Source organism: Segatella copri, from assembly GCF_949820605.1.
Lineage (GTDB): Bacteria > Bacteroidota > Bacteroidia > Bacteroidales > Bacteroidaceae > Prevotella.
Genome location: NZ_CATKVU010000007.1, coordinates 199508 through 217435, shown reverse-complemented (window position 1 = coordinate 217435; position 17928 = coordinate 199508). Strand labels below are relative to the sequence as shown.

Annotated in this window: 14 protein-coding genes and 2 pseudogenes; 6 read left to right on the top strand and 10 right to left on the bottom strand. The window is 43.0% G+C overall.

What is annotated here, in order from left to right; translation table 11 throughout:
- Window positions 1-18 precede the first annotated feature (18 nt).
- Window positions 19-1044, bottom strand: coding sequence for a LacI family DNA-binding transcriptional regulator (locus RCO84_RS15555; RefSeq protein WP_144154996.1), 1026 nt, complete (start codon window positions 1042-1044; stop codon window positions 19-21).
- 344 nt (window positions 1045-1388) lie between these two features.
- On the opposite strand from RCO84_RS15555, the gene RCO84_RS15550 reads away from it, so the two are divergent.
- The 6 genes from RCO84_RS15550 (at window position 1389) to RCO84_RS15525 (ending at window position 12511) form a co-directional block, all read left to right on the top strand.
- On the top strand, window positions 1389-4478 hold the full coding sequence (locus tag RCO84_RS15550) for a SusC/RagA family TonB-linked outer membrane protein (RefSeq protein WP_317573170.1): 3090 nt from the start codon (window positions 1389-1391) through the stop codon (window positions 4476-4478).
- Window positions 4479-4499: 21 nt separating this feature from the next.
- Window positions 4500-6218, top strand: a complete 1719-nt coding sequence (locus tag RCO84_RS15545; RefSeq protein WP_317573169.1) for a RagB/SusD family nutrient uptake outer membrane protein — start codon at window positions 4500-4502, stop codon at window positions 6216-6218.
- Between the two features lie 31 nt (window positions 6219-6249).
- The gene (locus RCO84_RS15540; RefSeq protein ID WP_317573168.1) at window positions 6250-7512 is read left to right on the top strand and encodes a SusE domain-containing protein; all 1263 of its coding nucleotides are present in this window, start codon (window positions 6250-6252) and stop codon (window positions 7510-7512) included.
- Between the two features lie 22 nt (window positions 7513-7534).
- Window positions 7535-8959 (top strand): Outer membrane protein SusF domain-containing protein, encoded by a 1425-nt coding sequence (locus RCO84_RS15535; protein ID WP_317573167.1) that lies wholly within the window; start codon window positions 7535-7537, stop codon window positions 8957-8959.
- A 550-nt stretch (window positions 8960-9509) separates the two neighbouring features.
- Window positions 9510-10649, top strand: a complete 1140-nt coding sequence (locus tag RCO84_RS15530) for an AAA family ATPase (protein WP_317573166.1) — start codon at window positions 9510-9512, stop codon at window positions 10647-10649.
- An 854-nt stretch (window positions 10650-11503) separates the two neighbouring features.
- Entirely contained in the window at window positions 11504-12511 is a 1008-nt protein-coding gene (locus tag RCO84_RS15525; RefSeq protein ID WP_317585616.1) for an IS110 family transposase, read from the top strand.
- Window positions 12512-12664: 153 nt separating this feature from the next.
- Here the strand turns inward: RCO84_RS15525 and RCO84_RS15520 are convergent, their stop codons facing one another.
- The 9 genes and pseudogenes from RCO84_RS15520 to RCO84_RS15485 form a co-directional block, all read right to left on the bottom strand.
- On the bottom strand, window positions 12665-12976 hold the full coding sequence (locus RCO84_RS15520; protein ID WP_317573164.1) for a transposase: 312 nt from the start codon (window positions 12974-12976) through the stop codon (window positions 12665-12667).
- A 25-nt stretch (window positions 12977-13001) separates the two neighbouring features.
- The gene (locus RCO84_RS15515) at window positions 13002-13562 is read right to left on the bottom strand and encodes an ORF6N domain-containing protein (protein WP_153139454.1); all 561 of its coding nucleotides are present in this window, start codon (window positions 13560-13562) and stop codon (window positions 13002-13004) included.
- 142 nt (window positions 13563-13704) lie between these two features.
- On the bottom strand, window positions 13705-13986 hold the full coding sequence (locus RCO84_RS15510; RefSeq protein WP_022120086.1) for a virulence associated protein D: 282 nt from the start codon (window positions 13984-13986) through the stop codon (window positions 13705-13707).
- A complete protein-coding gene (locus RCO84_RS15505) occupies window positions 13974-14168 on the bottom strand; it encodes a transcriptional regulator (RefSeq protein WP_117588153.1) in 195 nt (64 codons plus the stop codon). Before RCO84_RS15505 ends, RCO84_RS15510 begins: the two co-directional genes overlap by 13 nt.
- A 210-nt stretch (window positions 14169-14378) precedes the next feature.
- Complete coding sequence (locus tag RCO84_RS15500) at window positions 14379-14747, bottom strand: PD-(D/E)XK nuclease family transposase (protein WP_317573163.1); 369 nt, start codon at window positions 14745-14747, stop codon at window positions 14379-14381.
- Between the two features lie 44 nt (window positions 14748-14791).
- Window positions 14792-14998: pseudogene (locus RCO84_RS16975) on the bottom strand (hypothetical protein).
- A gap of 144 nt (window positions 14999-15142) precedes the next feature.
- Complete coding sequence (locus RCO84_RS15495; RefSeq protein ID WP_118082103.1) at window positions 15143-16258, bottom strand: PDDEXK nuclease domain-containing protein; 1116 nt, start codon at window positions 16256-16258, stop codon at window positions 15143-15145.
- 44 nt (window positions 16259-16302) lie between these two features.
- Window positions 16303-16488, bottom strand: a complete 186-nt coding sequence (locus RCO84_RS15490) for a transcriptional regulator (RefSeq protein ID WP_117729633.1) — start codon at window positions 16486-16488, stop codon at window positions 16303-16305.
- A 259-nt stretch (window positions 16489-16747) separates the two neighbouring features.
- Window positions 16748-17914: pseudogene (locus RCO84_RS15485) on the bottom strand (PDDEXK nuclease domain-containing protein).
- Window positions 17915-17928 lie beyond the last annotated feature (14 nt).

The following is a 17928-nucleotide window of genomic DNA, read 5'->3' as shown; positions in this document are numbered from 1 at the left end:
TATATTGTTTTTATATTTTTATCTTGTTGTTCCTCTCACCACGAGTCGTGTTCTCACCACTCGCTTCTCCACCACATCTCTAGGGATGGAGCCTTCCACCTGACCTATCAGAATATTGGCAGCTTCCTCGCCTACGGCTACACCTCGCTGCTCAACCGTAGTAAGCATCGGGTCGCACGCCTTGGCACGGTCACCATTGGTGAATCCGCAGATGCTGATTTCTTCAGGCACCTTGAACCCCATCCGCTTGGCGGTATAGAGGATGCCGATTGCCGTATCATCATTGATGGCGAAGAAAGCATCCGGACGATCTTCCTCTATCAGAATATCCGGCGTTATTGCTTCGGCATTGGCACGGTCATCGCAGATCTTCACCCAGTCAGGGTTCTCCGTCAAACCATGCTTTACCAGCGCATCATGATAACCGTTATATCGGTTCTTGGAGATTTCCAGATTCATCGGCGAGCCGTAGAAGGCAATCTTCTTGCAGCCCGTATCAATCATGTGGGTAACGGCAGTAAAGGCACCCATATAGTCATCTACCACCACTCGCGAGCAGTTCACGCCCGTACATATTCTATCATAGAAGATGAGCGGCACCCCATTCTGCAGCAGTTTTTCGAAATGGTCATACTGCTTGGTATCCTTCGCCTGCGAAACGATGATGCCACAAACCTTATTCTGATAGAAGTCTTCACAGATGGCCACCTCCTTATCGTAGCGCTCGTTACTCTGCGCCACCATCACACGGTAACCTCTGGCTCTAGCCTCTTCCTCGATGCCCGAAAGCACCGACATGAAGTAATAGTGTACCACCTGAGGTACAATAACTCCAATCACCTTCATCGGCTTCACCTTATTATGTCTTAAAGCCTCACCCAGAAAGTTAGGGAAGAAGTTATGTTCACGTGCGTATTTCTGAATACGCTCCTTTTGGGCAGTACTGATACGAGAACTGTCCTTCAATGCCCGGCTCACTGTGGCAACACTTACGCCCAGGTTGCGAGCAATATCTTTCATTGTTATTGTTTCTTTATCGCCCATTGCTATTAGTTGTGCTGCAAAATTACGAAATATCCTTAATATCAGTTCAAAGTCCTTGACTTAAATCAAGTAATTTCTGTGCAAACGTTTGCACAAAATAAATAACGGAATTAACATAAAAATAGTACAACATTAGAGAAAAGAACTTAATTTTGCACACAGAAACGACAAGTTTATGGGCAAGCGCCCCCATTCCTACCTTATATAATATAAGTAAGATGCCAGAAAGACTAAACAAGAGCCAGAACGGCATTTTAGAGTAGGAACGACAACAACTTAAGCCAAGAAGAAAAGAAGAAAAAGTAAATAAATTAATATAATACATTAACTTAAAAATCAAGCAAATGATGAAGCAGGTAAAAATTAAATTGCCTCTCAGAGCGTTGACCCTAGCAAGCGGTCTGCTTCTGACGGTAAGTTCCTTTGCGCAGACAAATGCGATTAAGGGACACGTGAAGGATGCTTCCGGTGAGCCTGTCATGGGTGCTACCATTACAGTGAACGGTAAGGCAGTAGGTATTACCGACATGGATGGTAACTTCTCTGTTGACGCAGCTCCAGGTGCCAATCTTACTTTCACCTATCTGGGTATGACACCACAAACGGTGAAGGCATCTAGTAACATGAACATTACCTTGGAAGATGACTCTAAGTCTTTGAACGAAATCGTTGTCATCGGTTATGGTGTAGCTAAGAAGAACGACTTGACTGGTTCTGTTACTGCACTCAAGCCAGATGAGAAGAACCATGGTATCATTACATCTGCACAGGATATGATCCAGGGTAAGATTGCCGGTGTAAACGTTAACTCTGCAACGGGTGCTCCTGGTGAAGGTGCACAGATCCGTATTCGTGGTGGTGCTTCTCTTACTGCGAGCAACAACCCATTGATTGTTATCGATGGTATGCCTATGGATAACAATGATACAAAGGGTGTTAACAACCCTCTTTCTCTTGTCAATCCTAACGATATCGAGAGCTTCACTGTATTGAAAGATGCTTCTGCTACAGCCATCTATGGTTCCCGTGGTTCTAATGGTGTCATCATCATTACCACCAAGAAGGGTCGTAGCGGTCAGAAGCCACAGGTTTCTTACAATGGTACAGTCTCAGTAAGTACTATTGGTAAGAAGTTGGATGTGATGAACGCATCAGAATACGTTGACTTCATCAAGAACTATTATGGCGAAGGTTCATCTGCCTACCAAGGCTTAGGTTGGAAGGAATACAATGCTGATGGTACACCTAACTATGCTGCCGGCACATACGATACCGACTGGCAGGATGAGATTTACCGTGCAGCTGTCAGCCATGAGCATAATGTCAGCTTATCAGGTGGCATCAATAAGAAATCATGGTCAATGCCTTACCGTGTCAGCGTTGGTTACACAGGTCAGGAAGGTATCCTGAAGGGTTCTGACTACAAGCGTGTTACAGCTGGCTTCAATCTCAGTCCTTCTCTGCTCAACAAGCACCTCAACCTGAATGTAAATGGTAAGTATTCTTACTCAAAGACAGTTCCTGGTGGACAGGATGCCGTTGGTGCAGCTATCACAATGGACCCTACCCGTCCTGTTAAGAGCAGTGACGAAAAATTCAAGAATTGGGGCGGCTATTGGCAGTGGGCACAAGAGAGTAAATCATACGACCCAACCTTCCCATACGACCGCAATTCCGATGCTCCAGCCAACCCTGTTGAAAAGGTAGAGAACTACGGCTTTAACAAGAGTGCACACGTTCTCTTGGGTAACATAGAGGCAGACTATAAGATTCACGGTTTCGAAGACCTTCATCTGCATGTCAACTTAGCAGGTGAATATACCACCGGTGGTGAGTATGATCACAAGAATCCACAGTCTACCTACGCATACTACTATGGTGGAGAAAGTGAAAATACAGAAAAGAAGTATAACGTTGTAGCAACAGCCTATGCTCAATATACCAAGGACTTCAACAAGGCTAACCACTTTGATATCACAGCTGGTTACGAGTATAGCCACATGAAATATTGGGGAGACCAATGGAGCAGAACCATGTATCCATCTACCTACGAAGGAAAGAATGACAAGGGTGAAGCTCTTGCTGGTACAGAAAAGGCTTACGATACTAGCAGATGGAGAGGTCAGACTTATCTCGTGAGCTGGTATGGTCGTGCCAACTATTCTTTGTTGGATCGTTACCTTCTTACATTTACCGCACGTTATGATGGTTCTAGCCGATTTGCAGACGGACACCGTTGGGGTTTCTTCCCTGCTGCAGCCTTCGCATGGCGTGTTAAAGAAGAAAGTTTCTTGAAAGATGTTGACGCAATCAGCGACTTGAAACTTCGTTTGGGTTGGGGTAAGACTGGTCAGCAGGATACTGGTAAAGAGTATTATACCGCTACATACAAGAAGAGTACAAGTAATCACTTCCTCTATCCTATCGGTGGCGGCGACAACACTGGATTGCTCTATCGTCCATTGGCATACAATGATGACCTGACTTGGGAGACAACCACTACTTGGAACGTCGGTCTCGATTACGGTATGTTCGACCAGAGACTGGTTCTCAACTTTGATGCATATTACCGCAAGACTACTGACCTTCTGAGTGAAACAACCATCCCAGCAGGCCAGAACTTCGACAACAAACTGTTGAAGAATGCTGGTACCTTGGAGAATAAGGGTTTTGAAGTTGCTGTAACAGGTCGTCCTATCCAGACCAAAGACTGGTTTGTTGAATTGAGCGTGAACGCAGCCTACAACAAGAACGAGATTACTGAGCTTGCAGGCGGTCGCGATATGATTGAAGCAGGAATGACGGTAGGTCAAGCCCAGCCAATCACCTATCATAAGGTAGGTAAGCCAGCCAACTCTTTCTTGGTTTTCCAGCAGGTATACGATGAGAACGGACGCCCTATCATGGGTTGCTACGTAGACCGCAATGGTGATGGTTCTATTGACGAGAACGATAGATACTTCTACAAGAATATCGTAGCTCCTTGGACAGGCGGTTTCAGCTTCAAGGTTTCATACAAGAACTGGGATCTTGGAAGTAACTTCCGTGCAAGTTTTGGAAACTATCTCTACAACGGATACGCAGAAAGCAAGGCTAACACTTCTGTTCTCTGTAATCCAAAGGGATATTATGAGAATTGTACAAAGGAAATAGCAGCCTTAGGTTGGACTTCCTACAACTATCCTCGTACCGATTACTTTGTACAGAATGCAAGCTTCTTGAAGTGTGACAACATTACTTTGGGTTATAATTTTGACAATGTATTGAAGATGGGTAACTACAAGGGTATCTCAGGTCGTATCTACGCATCATGCTCTAATGTATTTACTATCACAAAGTACAAAGGTCTCGAGCCGGAACAGACATCAGGTAAGGACAGCAACGTATATCCACGCTGCCGCACATTCCTGCTCGGTTTGAACCTCAACTTCTAACAATTTAAAATAGATTTCAATATGAAACTCAATAAATTCAAAACATTCGTCCCTGCTGCAGCTCTTCTGCTTTCAGCAAGTTTGTGCTCTTGCATGGATGATTTGGACAAGGGAAACATTGATCCAAATGGTGACGCAAATCCAAACATAACAGGCTTGTATAGCAAGTGCTATGCTGGACTTATTATGGAAGGTAATGATGGTAATGCCGATTTCAATATTCAAGACAACGGCAAATCCACATTGCTACGTAACATATACAACTTCAACGAGTTACCTACTGACGAATCAATCTGTTGGTGGTCAGATGGTGGTCTCACTGAGATCAGCTACAACCAGTTCAAAGCTGATAATGAAACTCTGAAGTATTTGTACTATCGTATGATGTCTAATATCTCATACGAGAATCATTTCTTAGGACTCGAGGCTGCAAAAGAAGATAAGACCAAGTATGCAGAGGTACGTGTTATCCGTGCTTACCACTATTTATTGATGCTTGACTTCTGGGGCGACCCTTCATTCACAGATAAGATTTCGGCAGAGACTCCACGTCAGGCTCACACCTACAATGCTAATTATGATGCAAGCAAGAGTTACACTCGTGCTGAGCTTCTTCAGTTGGGTCGTGAGTTCCTCTTCAACTGGGTTAAGGACGAATTGCTCGCTGCCGAGCCCGACTTATTGGAGGCAAAACCAGAGACTGACACCGATGCTGACTATGGTCGCGTAGACAAAGGTACATGCTGGTTGCTCTTGAGCCGTCTGTATCTCAATGCAGGTACATACCTCAACAACGATGGTCAGAACAATCCTTACTGGAAAGAGGCGCTTGAATATGCCGAGAAGGTTATCAACTCACCATATGCCCTCTTCGATGAAAGCAAAATGTCTGCAGAGGCCAAGGCTAACGGCTACAAGCCATACGATCTGCTCTTTATGGGCGACAATGGTTCGAATGGTGCCAGTTGCGAGGCTCTTCTTCCATTGATGCAAGATGGTGACAAGACTCAAGGATGGGGAGGTTCACTCTTCTTCGTTGCAGCAAGTATAGATGAAAAGTCCAGAACTGTTACAGGTGAAACATTAGGTACATCTGCTACCAACTGGTCAGGTATGCGTGTTCGTCCTTCATTCTTAACCAAATTTGTCAATAACCCTTCGGATTTCGAAGGTAAGACTGCTGAACAGATTCGCGCTATGGGTATTGATGACCGTGCCATGATTTGGGGTGTAGACCATAAATTAGCCCTGGGCAAGAATGACGCCTTCAAACAGGGACTCACCATTGTAAAATGGAATAACGTTTACTCCAACCATGGAACTACACACGATACCTTCTGTGTAGATACAGACTTCTTCCTCTTCCGTGTAGCAGAGGCTTACCTCAACGCTGCTGAAGCAGAAATGCATCTTAACGGCGCAAATTCTGCTAAGGCTAAGGGATGGATTGATGCTCTTCGCAAGCGTGCCCACGCAGAACCACGTTCAACATATTCTCTTGAAGACGTGCTTGATGAGCGTGCCCGTGAGTTGTACTGCGAAGGTTTCCGTCGTACTGACCTGATCCGTTACAACCAGTTTGGTGGTGCTCAGGCTACATACAATTGGGAATATAAGGGTGGTAACGAGAAGGGTACAACCTTCGACAAGAAGTTTAATGTATATCCTCTCCCATCTTCTGAGCTTCTTGCCAACCCGAACCTGACACAGATTGACGGATATAACGAGGTTCAAAACTAAAGTATTATAGAATTATAAAAGTAAACGCAATATGAAGAATAAATATATAATTGGTGCTATGCTTGTCGGCATCATCAGCTTATTCGCATCATGTTCGGATGACAACGACTCAAACCCAACGCTGATTCAGCCTACGGAGTTCAAGTTGAATACTCCAGAATATGTAAATTCTACTATTGACTTGGAGCATTCTACAGGACTTGGTCTTACATGGTCACAGCCTAAGTACACTGCCGACAATGCCCCAATCAATGTAACATACGAGGTACAGGTATCTCCAACCAATTCTTTCACGGTTTCTACAGATGAGGCTGCAGCAGATGAAAGTGGCGAGAAAGTTGCCGATTACGCAGCACTCAGCCACACTACACTGGAATGTAAAACTTCTGCCTCTGCTGAAGAAATAGATAAGGCATTGGTGAAAATTCTTAAATGGACAGAAGGTAACGTTCCTGCAGAGCAGGATGCGTATGTACGTGTGAATGCTTTCATCCTTGAGGGCACAAATCGTCTAAATCCTATCGCATCTAACTCTGTACAACTTAAGGTAAGACCTTATTATGTTGAGTTGAAGGATGCTACTCCAATAATGTGGTACCTTGTAGGTAACATGTTCGGTGGCAAGTGGGCTGGTGATAAGATTACTGGTACAGATAATCTTCCTATGTTCTTAAAGCCTAACTTCTCTTATGATAAGAAGACTGGTACAGGTGAGATTGAATACACCAACTACTTCCTTACTGGTGCTTACAACGACAAGGCTGAGTGTGCCGACGCTGGATTCAAGATTCTGCCTGCAAGCTTCAGCTGGGATTACAGTATGAATGCTGATGGTGGAAAAGCTGGTACAATCGTCTATCGTGGTGATACTGGTAGCGACGGTGGTCATATCGTAGCTCCAGAAGCTGGTTACTACACCATTACCATCAACACAGCAAACAATACTGCTACAATGGTGAAATATGAGGATGAAGTTAACAAGACCTATGGTACTATCCAGATTGCTGGCTCATTCAACGAGTGGGCAGATACTCCAATGCTTCCTTACAACACGGAAGGCGTTGAGAACCACGCTTGGTATTATGTAATGGAAGTTCCTGCTGGCGAGACTGCACAGTTCAAGTTCAAGATTGCAGGATCTTGGGATACAAGCTGGGGTTATGGCAAAGCAGACGGCGATATCAATATGTTCGGTAAGTGTGAGGCTGGTGGCAAGAACCTCGGCTTGGCAGAAGGCAAGTACGTCATCTCATTCAACGACATCACAGGTGCATTCAGCATCGTTAAATTGTAAATCACTTAAAGTATAGACAATTATGATTAAGAAAATATTATTGGGAATGACCCTGCTGATGTCTATGGTATCTTGTACCGAGGACTACACAGACTGGGCTAACCCACAGACAAATCCTGAGGAGGAAGCTGTATCATTTGGAAACGGTAGCGTTACTCCAGAAGGTGTCATCAACTTGGCAGATGTTACAGGAGATAAGGTAAAAGTAGCGAGCATTGTTGCTCCTACTTCTACCAAAGATACTTACACGCCTAGTTTCAAGATTAATTTCGATGGTCAGTCATTCGACATTGATGCTGATGGTAACATGGCAAAAGCTGACTTGGTAAATTACATCACCAATAAGTATGGCAAGCGCCCTACAGAGCGCGACATCGATGCTACTCTTGACGCATGGGTAAGCAATGGCTCAACAGCCGTGAAGATGACAACATCTGAAACATTCCAGGTTAAGGCTATTCCTGAGGCTCCGGTTATCGAAAACGGCTATTATCTCGTAGGCGATATGTTTACTGTCAAAGGCGGTGATGATGCCGTAGTCTTTGACGGTTGGAATAATGTAAGTGCTAAGCAGGCATTCAAGCACAGCGACAATGATGTATATGACGATCCTATCTTCACCATAAGCTTCGAGACAACCAAGGCTGACCAGTATTGGAAGATTATTCCTAAGAAGAACGCTGATGCCGGTAACATCTGGGCTGCTGGCGTAGTAGGTCCTAAGGTTGACGGCGACGCCAGCATGACTGGTGCGCTGACCAACGGTGACGCTAAGGCTGGTAAGATTGCCAAGGCTGGTAAGTATAAGCTCACCATCAACATGATGGACTACTCTTATACCATAGAGGAGGTTAACTACGATCCATTCATCTACTTCATCGGTAGCACTGATGTTTGGAGTTCTTCTGACCAGAAGCTTGCTCTCGTAGATGACGCTAAGGGCGTATACACTGGTTTCGTTTATATAGCCGATCCTAATAACGCGGGCTACGAGTTCAAGTTCCAGCGTATAGCAGGAAAATGGGATAGAGCAATCGCAGCAAGTGACTTCGTTACATTTAAAGAATCTGCTATCGGTGCAGCCAATGGAAATCTCGGTGTAAAAGACGGAGAAGGTGTTTACTACATGGATGTAAATCTCTCTGAAGGCACAATCGAAGCCACTAAGGTTACAACAATGGGACTCATCGGCAAATTCCAGGAATGGGATGAAACTAAGGATGTACCCATGACATGGAATGCCGAAGAGTATTGCTTTGAGGCAACAAATGCAGGTGTAACTGCAGATGGTTGGAAGTTCCGTATGAATAAGAAATGGGCTGTCAACCTCGGTGGAAGTCTTAACAACCTGACAGCAGGTGGTAGCGACATTAAGGTCGCTGGTAACACTATCAAGTTGTATCCAACAAGAAAGACAAAAGACAATATCTACTGCACAGTAGAATAAGTATTTGTTTCATCATAATAAAAATAGTATAACCAATAGGCGGCTCTCAATTCCGGGAGCCGCCTATTTTTTCTTTCTCCTCATCCTTTTCAAGTATTTTTCCCTAAAACCTTGGAAGTTACGAGGAAAAGTCGTATCTTTGCATAAGAAAAGCTGCACTCGGCAAATTGAAAGCAAGCTTTCTTTGCGCTCGTTTGCATTTTCTTTGCCACCAAATAGCTTAAAAAAAATTTTAGTTTATGTAAAACTTGGGTTAAAGATAATGAATCTGTGTGAATCTGTGAAATCTGTGGGAGTTTTTTATGTCCCACGGATTTCACAGATTTACACAGATTTTTTATGCCCTGGGCTAGCAGCTTCAGCCTTTACCTTTCCGCAGAGTGCAGTGTGAAGTATTTTTGCTTATTCCGTTGTCTGTACATCAGAGGCGGCTTTAGGAGATAATTATTATTAAAAAACTAGAAAACATTTGGCGGTCTCGTTTTTTATTGCGTAATTTGCGTTGCGTAAAAAGCGCAATGAACGTTTGTATAATGAATGATAACAAGATATGGCAAGATTGAACAATCCTTTTGTGGTATATGGCTATAAGGGCGCAGAGTATTTCTGCGACCGCCAGAAAGAGACGGAGAAAATGATTTCTTCGCTGCATAATGAACGTAACATCACGTTGGTTGCCCCACGCCGTATGGGTAAGACGGGATTAATTCATCATGTATTCCATCAGATGGAGGAGCAATACGCGGAAGTGAAGTGTTTCTATCTCGACATCTTTGCCACCAAGAATCTGGAGCAGATGGTGCAACTGATGGCTTCTGAAATCATCGGAAAGCTGGATACTGTTTCCCAATCAGCCCTTCGGAAGGTACAGGAATTCTTCAGCTGCTGGCGTCCTACTCTGACGATAGATGAATTGACAGGCATTCCTTCTTTTTCTTTAGACTTGAAACCGAGTGAAGGGAAGGAGAGTTTGAAGCGAATCTTTGAGTATTTGAAGCAATCGGGAAAGCGATGCTACATTGCCATTGATGAGTTTCAGCAGATATTAAGTTATCCGGAGGATGGGGTTGAGGCGATGATCCGTTCTTATATCCAGTTTTTGCCGAATGTATATTTCGTGTTTTCGGGCAGTCAGCAGCACATGATGCAGGAGATGTTTCTGTCGGCAAACCGTCCTTTCTTCCAGAGTTCGCTGGTGTTGTCTTTGCCTTGCATCGGGGAGCAGGTGTATCGGGAGTTTGCCAACCGCTTGTTGGCATCTCAGCACAGGTCGATAGATGAATCTACCTTTTCTTATATTTATCAGCAGTCTGATCGTGTAACCTGGTATGTGCAGTCGATATTGCATGGCATCTACGAGCATGCTTCTTTCGAGATTACGAAGTCTCTGGTAGATGAGGTGATTCTGGAGCTGATTGAGGAGCAGGCGATGACTTATCAGAACTATTGTGCCTGGCTAACCGAGAACCAGCAGATGCTTTTGGGGGCGATAGCTCGTGAGCATTTGGTATCTTCGCCGTTGAGCCAGCAGTTTATCAGCACCCACCATCTTCCAGCTACGAGCAGCGTGAAAACGGCATTAAAGGCATTGGTAGATAAGCAGCTGGTAAGCAAGACTCCGACTGGCTATCTGGTTAGCGACCGCTTCTTTGCGAAATGGCTGGTGAGAGGAGGAATCATAGCCAACTGAGGAAGTGAAAATTACGTCCCGATGCAGCATTTGCTACGTCCCGACGCAGCAAAAAATACCTCCCGACGCAGTAACAGATACGTCGGGACGTAATTTCAGAAGCATCCTGGTTCCCATCAAGTGAGCCTCTTTCGCATCATGTACGTCATTGCGCAAGTTCATACGTTTCATTGAGTCTACGGATACGACTGCGCTGGGTTAAAGATACGACTGCGCTGGGTTAAAGATACGACTTCACTGGGTGGAAGATACGACTTCACTGGGTGGAAGATACGACTTCACTGGGTGGAAGAGTCAATTTCGTTGGCAGAATGAAGTGGCTGAAGTAGCTGAATGAAGCACTTGAAGTAGCATAAAGAAGTACTTGAATAAGGCGATTGATGTTGCTGAATTTTCAACTATAAGTTGACTGAACTTTAGCATGCGGTTCAAGAACGGGCTGAAGGCCCAAAAGCTCCTAGCCCAGGGCATCGCCCTGGGTATAATAGCAAACAGCAAGGCGCCCTGTAAGGGCAAAAGCTTCGTAAATATTTGATCTCTTTGAAGCTTTTGCCCTTACTATTATATTTGCACTTGGAAAAATAAAGAGGTGAAATTCTTTATATCTGCAAACTTTTGTTAACTTTGCAGAAAATTAGATAAGTACAATAAAAAAAGAAGAATACTCCATATCCAGCGTTAACCCTGTGCCCTTTCTAGCATAGTAAAGGCTTAGCCCTGTTTGGGGAACTGGATATTTTCTGAGCAGAAGCTTGAGAGTAAATTAGCCTGCTTGTGTAGAACAAGACAGGACTCGTAGTATAGTTGTAGCCGCTCAGAAAGGAGCACCCTTCTTATTAAAAACTTTATTCAAAATGCAAATATACGGAATAGATTTGGCAAAAGAGAAATTTGACGTAAGTTTTTTCGACTTGACATCAAAAAAAGTATCAAACCAACCTTCACATAAGGTTGTAACGAACAATTTAAAGGGTATTGGAAAGTTTTTTAAAGGCCTTCCTAGCGATGCTGTATTGGTTGCTGAGCATACCGGAGTTTATGGTGATACCCTCTTGAAGTGCTGCATGGATAGCAATGTAAAGATTGCCTTTGTGGGTGGATATGTCATCCATAGATATAGAGCTACCCCTGACCGTGCCAAGGCGGATGTCCTGGATTGTGCACTGCTCAGAGATTTTGGAGAGAGATATCCTGATAAGCTGAAATACAAGACGTTTCCAGAAGAGGCTCTATATGAGCTTCGTCAATTGGCACGCCACCGAGAAATGCTTGTAGAACAGCGTAAGCAGCTAATAACAGCCGACAGGAGCGAGGATTGTCGTCCTATCAGAAGTCTTGCCGTCAAGCGAAGCATGGACCGTATCAAAGAGATGTTGGACACGGAAATTGCAGAGACGGAAAAAGAAATGTTGAAAGTCATAAATGGACATGAGAGCATTCACCACAACTATGAGCTTGTTAAAAGTGTCGATGGAGTTGGGCTGATTACCGCAGTAGAACTATTGGTAAAAACAGAGAATTTCACAAAAATAACTACAGCGCGCCAATATGCTGCTTATGCAGGAACTGCGCCATACGAAAAATCATCGGGGAAAATGGACAAGGGAGCACATATATCCAAGATTGGTAATAGACGGTCAAAGACCTTGTTGTACATCTGCGCAGAAAGCGCCAGATTGCACAACAAGGAGATTAAACTGTATTACGAGAGACGTACTTTAATAGATAAAAAGCCGCGTCATTATGTACTAAATGCCATAGCAAACAAGTTGCTAAGGATCATATTCACCCTCGTGGAAAAAGGTGAATACTATGACGCAAACTTCATCAGGCAAGACCCAAGGGTCGTTAAATATAATTAACGTTAAAAAATACGCTCAAAGCTTGCTCAATTAGAGTAAAACAGGGCGACAGGTTTGCGTCCATGATTACCCAGGGCGATGCCCTGGGCTAGGAGCTTCTGCCCCCTTCAGGGCGTGTGAGGCAAAACTTGCGAAAGTCCAGCTAGCCTCTACTTATTCCTTTAATTTCTGGATTTCCTCCAGTGGAAGTTCGGTGGCTGTTGATACTTGCTCATCAGAAAGGCCCATTGACAAAAGGCGGCGAGCTGTGGCTAGCTTTTCTTTCGCCATTCCTTTTTCCATTCCTTTTTCCATACCTCTCTTCTCATCAAACTTTCTGGTGGCATATATATCACGCATATTCTTGATGTCCTCGTCATATAGCTCTAGTTCCTCTCGAGAGAGCTTGCGGAGGTCGCCTATTTCTGCCAACTTGCGGAAGACTGGATACTTCTCGCTGAATGGTATCTGTTCAAACATGTTCATATTCTTCCCTCCTTTTTATGTTGTTTTATTCTTTAGATTCTCTTGTGGTTTCTATAGAAAATTTCAGCACTCCTAAATTTACCCCAAAAGTCAATCTGCGCATTTTTAATGGCAGCTTATCTGCGAAGACTTCGTTCATGGCAGCTTGTATCTTACCTTCTGTTGCTTTGTCTGGTAAAATACCATGCTCCTTTGCATCTTCATTCACCTTATCTATGGTTCTTGCCAACTTGCGAAGTTGAGTGAAAGTATCAATGATGGCAATGGTTGTACTGATGGCTAAATCACCTTTCAGAATTGTGGCAAGCATATAAAGTCCTTGTTCAGTAAATGCGTGAGGTGCAACAGTGGAATGCTTGAGGGTATTGAACCGGTGGAAATTTTCCACCAGTTCCTGTTTCTCGCTGCTATTCAGTTCAATAATATAACCAGGGGGAAACTTTTTGGGGTTATTTTTAACCGCTTTGTTTATATCTCTGGTTTCTACTCCATACAATTCCGCAACATCTCTGTCAAGGATGACTTGCGTATCCCTGATGACAATGATTTTACTTTCTGTTTTTACAATATCTTCTTGATGTCCCATAATTTCTTTTTTTTAAGCTATTCGGAGACAAAGATACGACTTTTCCTCGTAACTTCCAAGGTTTTAGGGAAAAAATACTTGAAGGGGGGGGGAGGAGAAAAAGAAAATAGGCAACTCCCGGATTGGAGGAGAGTCGCCTATTCTATGAGTTTTTAACCAAATCAGTAAAGTTCGACCAACTTTCAACTTTGAATCCTCTTAGATCTCTGACTGATTTCTTAAACCACTCTATTTTAGAAAGCTCCATAACTGTTTTTACAAGTGCAGTCAAATCATCATTCATCGTCATGTATGTACTGCCTTGCACCCACTCGAAACCATTCTTTTTTAGAAGCTCTTTTATTTCGTAGTAAGCTTTGTTGTAAGGTTCGCCATAGTATTTCTGTAAATCAGAAATTACCATATCAAATGCTAGTGCGTACATACTGCCTCCTTTACTGGTTCAAATAAGTCCTTATATCCAAAGAATATGTTTCCATCTGCGGTTTTTGCGGAGATGACAATTCCTACGAAAGGATTGTTCTCAACTTCAATCACTTCGCCCTGTGTCCAGTCTTTGGCATGTGTCAAGTCTGGAGATATTAATACTTTGTCGCCTGTTCTCATAATCATAAAAATATAAATGTTGTACTTATTCGGTGCAAAGAAAATGCAAACGAGCGCAAAGAAAGCTTGCTTTCAATTTGCCGAGTGCTGCTTTTCTTCTGCAAAGATACGACTTTATCCTGAAACTCGCAAGGATTTAGGGTGGAAAAGTTTTTTGAGAAGAAAATAGGCGGCTCCCGATATGTTCGAGAACCGCCTAGTAATCTCTACTTATTCCTTCAATTTCTGGATTTCCTCCAGTGGAAGTTCGGTGGCTGTTGATACTTGCTCATCAGAAAGGCTCATTGACAGAAGGCGGCGAGCTGTGGCTAGCTTTTCTTTCGCCATTCCTTTTTCCATACCTCTCTTCTCATCAAACTTTCTGGTGGCATATATATCACGCATATTCTTGATGTCCTCGTCATACAGCTCTAGTTCCTCTCGGGAGAGCTTGCAGAGGTCGCCTATCTCTGCCAACTTGCGGAAGACTGGATACTGCTCGCTGAATGGCATCTGTTCAAACATGTTCATATTCTTCACTATATAAATCCAACAATCAAATATATCCATACACTCTGCCTCCGTGTGCTTGTCGAACAATGGCTGTTAGATTAATTATAATACAATGTTTGTAATAGAGTATTTCATTCTAAGCACTGTTTGATTAAGTCGTGAGCATCTTTTGCATGATATACTCTACCTGCTTTAACATCTTCTAGGGCTTCTTCAATACCACTTTTCTTTTCGGTTTGAATAACCTAGCCAAACTTCTTTGCCAGTTCCTTTAATAAGTTGAAGTCAACTTGCGGAACAGTTATAGTTGTTTTTATATTATTTATAGCTACATCCATATTGCTTTACTTTTAATGTTATTTTTAATGCTGCCGCAAAGATACGACTTTTCCTCGTAATTTCCAAGGTTTTAGGGAAAAATGTTGAGAGGGGGATAAAGAAAAAATAGACGGCTCCCGGAAACGAGAGCCGCCTATTGGATGTTATTCTTGATTCCATTCGTTGAGTCCCTTTTCGATTTCTTCAATGGAAGGAAGGCTGCTGCGAAAATCTTTCGGCAGAGCTTGACCTAATTCATAGTCAGATACACCAATTGGCTTCTGTATATCACGAAGTGCATATTCTGCTTTTATTCTGTCTTTGGTCTTGCAGAGAAGCAAGCCGATAGTCTTGTTGTCGCCTTCTCTGCAAAGCGTGTCATCTATGGCAGAGCAATAGAAATTGAGTTTACCGATGTATTCGGGCATGAAGTCAGTGGCTTTCAATTCTATAACTAAATACCTGTGCAAAAAGGTGTTATACATCAGCATATCGATATAATAGTCATCACCTGAGACTTCAATGTGATATTGTCTTCCCATAAAAGCGAAGCCAGCTCCCATTTCGACCAAGAATTTTTCGATATGTTTGATGAGCCCAATCTCGATGTCTCTTTCGTCATATTGGTCGGTGAAAGTGAGCATGTCGAAAATATAAGGGTCTTTCAATAATGATTTAACCTCTAGTGCTTCTGTAGCAGGGAGCGTTGTGTCGAAGTTATTGGCGAGAGCGCCATGCTTGCCATAATAATCGAGCTTGATGGCTTCTGTTAAGTATCTTGTCTGCCAATGCCCTATAATGCATTGTATCATGTACCAATATCTTGCTTGAATATTTTTTACTTGCTGTATGAGAATTATATTGTGAGTCCAAGATAAGTGCTTGATAGGTAGTTCGGTCGGGGCGTTTCCTAATTGCGCAATCATTGATTGCGTAATTGGGATATTTCCAACTTTAGCCATGGTCAACTCCTTGTTGTACTCATTATAGAACTGCATCATGCACTGCATGTTTCTTACGGAGAATCCTTTCCTTTCAGGATACTCATTCTTAAGATCTACAGCTAGGCGCTGTAGAGTCTTCTTGCCCCAACCATCAGCCTCTTGGCTTTTGGTAAGCATTTCACCGATGTCCCAATTCATACGGAGCAACTCCTCGTTTGCTGCGTACATGGCTTTTTGTTGGGCAAAAGAAACACGATGCTTGATTTGTCTCAACAAAGACGGATAACCTTGAAAGTTTCCCATGCCTAATTCTTTTTGTTCAATTTCTTGTTTCATATAGAAGATTGTTTGTTCCAATCTGCAAAGAAAATGCAAAATCATCATTCATCGTCCTTTGCAGGTTCAAATAAGTCCTTATATCCAAAGAAGATGTTTCCATCTGCGGTTTTTGCGGAAATGACAATTCCTACGAAAGGATTGTTCTCAACTTCAATCACTTCGCCCTGTGTCCAGTCTTTGGCATGTGTCAAGTCTGGAGATATTAATACTTTGTCGCCAGTTCTCATATTCACAAAAATATAAATGTTGTACTTATTCGGTGCAAAGAAAATGCAAACGAGCGCAAAGAAAGCTTGCTTTCAATTTGCCGAGTGCAGCTTTTCTTATGCAAAGATACGACTTTTCCTTATAACTTCCAAGGTTTTAGGGAAAAAATACTTGAAAAGGGGGAGAAGAAAAAGAAAATAGGCGACTCCCGGAATTGAGAGCCGCCTATTGAATGTTATTCTTTAATCTTCTAATAATCTCCAAATGTTTAGGGGGATATTATTCTTCCTTGTTTTTTAGCAAGTCCATCATTTTCTTCATATCAGGCAAAGCCTTGCGTAACCTTTCAGGCATGTCATCCAACGTCTTGTAGGTAGCAACTCCCATCGGCTTGCTGTAGTCTCGAACAGCATATTCTGCATAAGAGTAGTTTGCTGATTGGCAAAGAATGATTCCAATAGACGGATTCTCGTGTGGCTTACGCACCTTGTCGTCGAGAATTTGGAGATAGCCAAAAAGTTGCCCAAGATAAGAGGTCTTAAACTCGCCAAGTTTTAGCTCTATGCAAACCATAGCGTTCAATTCTCGATTGAAAAACAGCAGGTCTGGGAATTGTTCAACACCATAGATTTCCAAATGGTATTGGTTGCCGATGAAAGCAAAGTCTCTGCCAAAGGTCATGATGAAATTCTTGATGTTCTGAACGATGCTTTGTTCTACAACTCGTTCGTCGACATCTATTTTTTCGCGTTCCCCAATCTCTTCTACATTGATAAAGTCAAGTAGATATTCATCCTTGAACATTTCTACTGCACGTCGAGCTTCCCTAGGATTGTTGATGGTCCTGGTAAAATTGTTAGGCATGCGTCCTTGGCTATGGTAAGCATCCTCCTTTATAAGTTGGCGGAGCTTCTTTACGGAAAGATGTTCCTCTACAGTGCGGTGAATATAATAAAAGCGTGCCGAAGTTTCTTTTGGTCCACTAATGATGGCAGAGTGGTGTGTGAATGGTACTTTAAAGAAGTCCTCAACAGGAAAATCTGGAATATTAGAAATAGATAAAGTATGGAATATATCTATCTGATTTTCACTATTTTGTAATTCAGCGGTTGCAACCGCTGAATTCTCAAAGCACAATTCGGCGGTTGCAACCGCCGAATTGCTGTCAAGCATATTCCATGCTTCATAAAAACGTCTCATATCCTTCATTTGAGTTTCCGAGAATCCTCAAAGACCTGGTAGTTCCTTGCGAAGTTGTTCGCTGATGGATGCTAATACGCCCTCGCCCCATACTCCTTTGCGGGTATGTTGTGAAAGATATTTTCCGATGGCAAAATATAAAGCAAGTTGTATGCGGTTCACACCTTTGGCTGCTTCATATTGTCCTTGAAGTATGGCTGTCTTTATAGCGTTGACAGCATTGTTATATTGTATCAAACTATCCATAGAGTAATGTTTTA

Bases quoted from the DNA above. Each gene is read 5' to 3' on its own strand.
- RCO84_RS15555 (WP_144154996.1), bottom strand. From the start codon at position 1,044: ATGGGCGATAAAGAAACAATAACAATGAAAGATATTGCTCGCAACCTG.
- RCO84_RS15550 (WP_317573170.1), top strand. From the start codon at position 1,389: ATGATGAAGCAGGTAAAAATTAAATTGCCTCTCAGAGCGTTGACCCTA.
- RCO84_RS15545 (WP_317573169.1), top strand. From the start codon at position 4,500: ATGAAACTCAATAAATTCAAAACATTCGTCCCTGCTGCAGCTCTTCTG.
- RCO84_RS15540 (WP_317573168.1), top strand. From the start codon at position 6,250: ATGAAGAATAAATATATAATTGGTGCTATGCTTGTCGGCATCATCAGC.
- RCO84_RS15535 (WP_317573167.1), top strand. From the start codon at position 7,535: ATGATTAAGAAAATATTATTGGGAATGACCCTGCTGATGTCTATGGTA.
- RCO84_RS15530 (WP_317573166.1), top strand. From the start codon at position 9,510: ATGGCAAGATTGAACAATCCTTTTGTGGTATATGGCTATAAGGGCGCA.
- RCO84_RS15525 (WP_317585616.1), top strand. From the start codon at position 11,504: ATGCAAATATACGGAATAGATTTGGCAAAAGAGAAATTTGACGTAAGT.
- RCO84_RS15520 (WP_317573164.1), bottom strand. From the start codon at position 12,976: ATGAACATGTTTGAACAGATACCATTCAGCGAGAAGTATCCAGTCTTC.
- RCO84_RS15515 (WP_153139454.1), bottom strand. From the start codon at position 13,562: ATGGGACATCAAGAAGATATTGTAAAAACAGAAAGTAAAATCATTGTC.
- RCO84_RS15510 (WP_022120086.1), bottom strand. From the start codon at position 13,986: ATGTACGCACTAGCATTTGATATGGTAATTTCTGATTTACAGAAATAC.
- RCO84_RS15505 (WP_117588153.1), bottom strand. From the start codon at position 14,168: ATGAGAACAGGCGACAAAGTATTAATATCTCCAGACTTGACACATGCC.
- RCO84_RS15495 (WP_118082103.1), bottom strand. From the start codon at position 16,258: ATGAAACAAGAAATTGAACAAAAAGAATTAGGCATGGGAAACTTTCAA.
- RCO84_RS15490 (WP_117729633.1), bottom strand. From the start codon at position 16,488: ATGAGAACTGGCGACAAAGTATTAATATCTCCAGACTTGACACATGCC.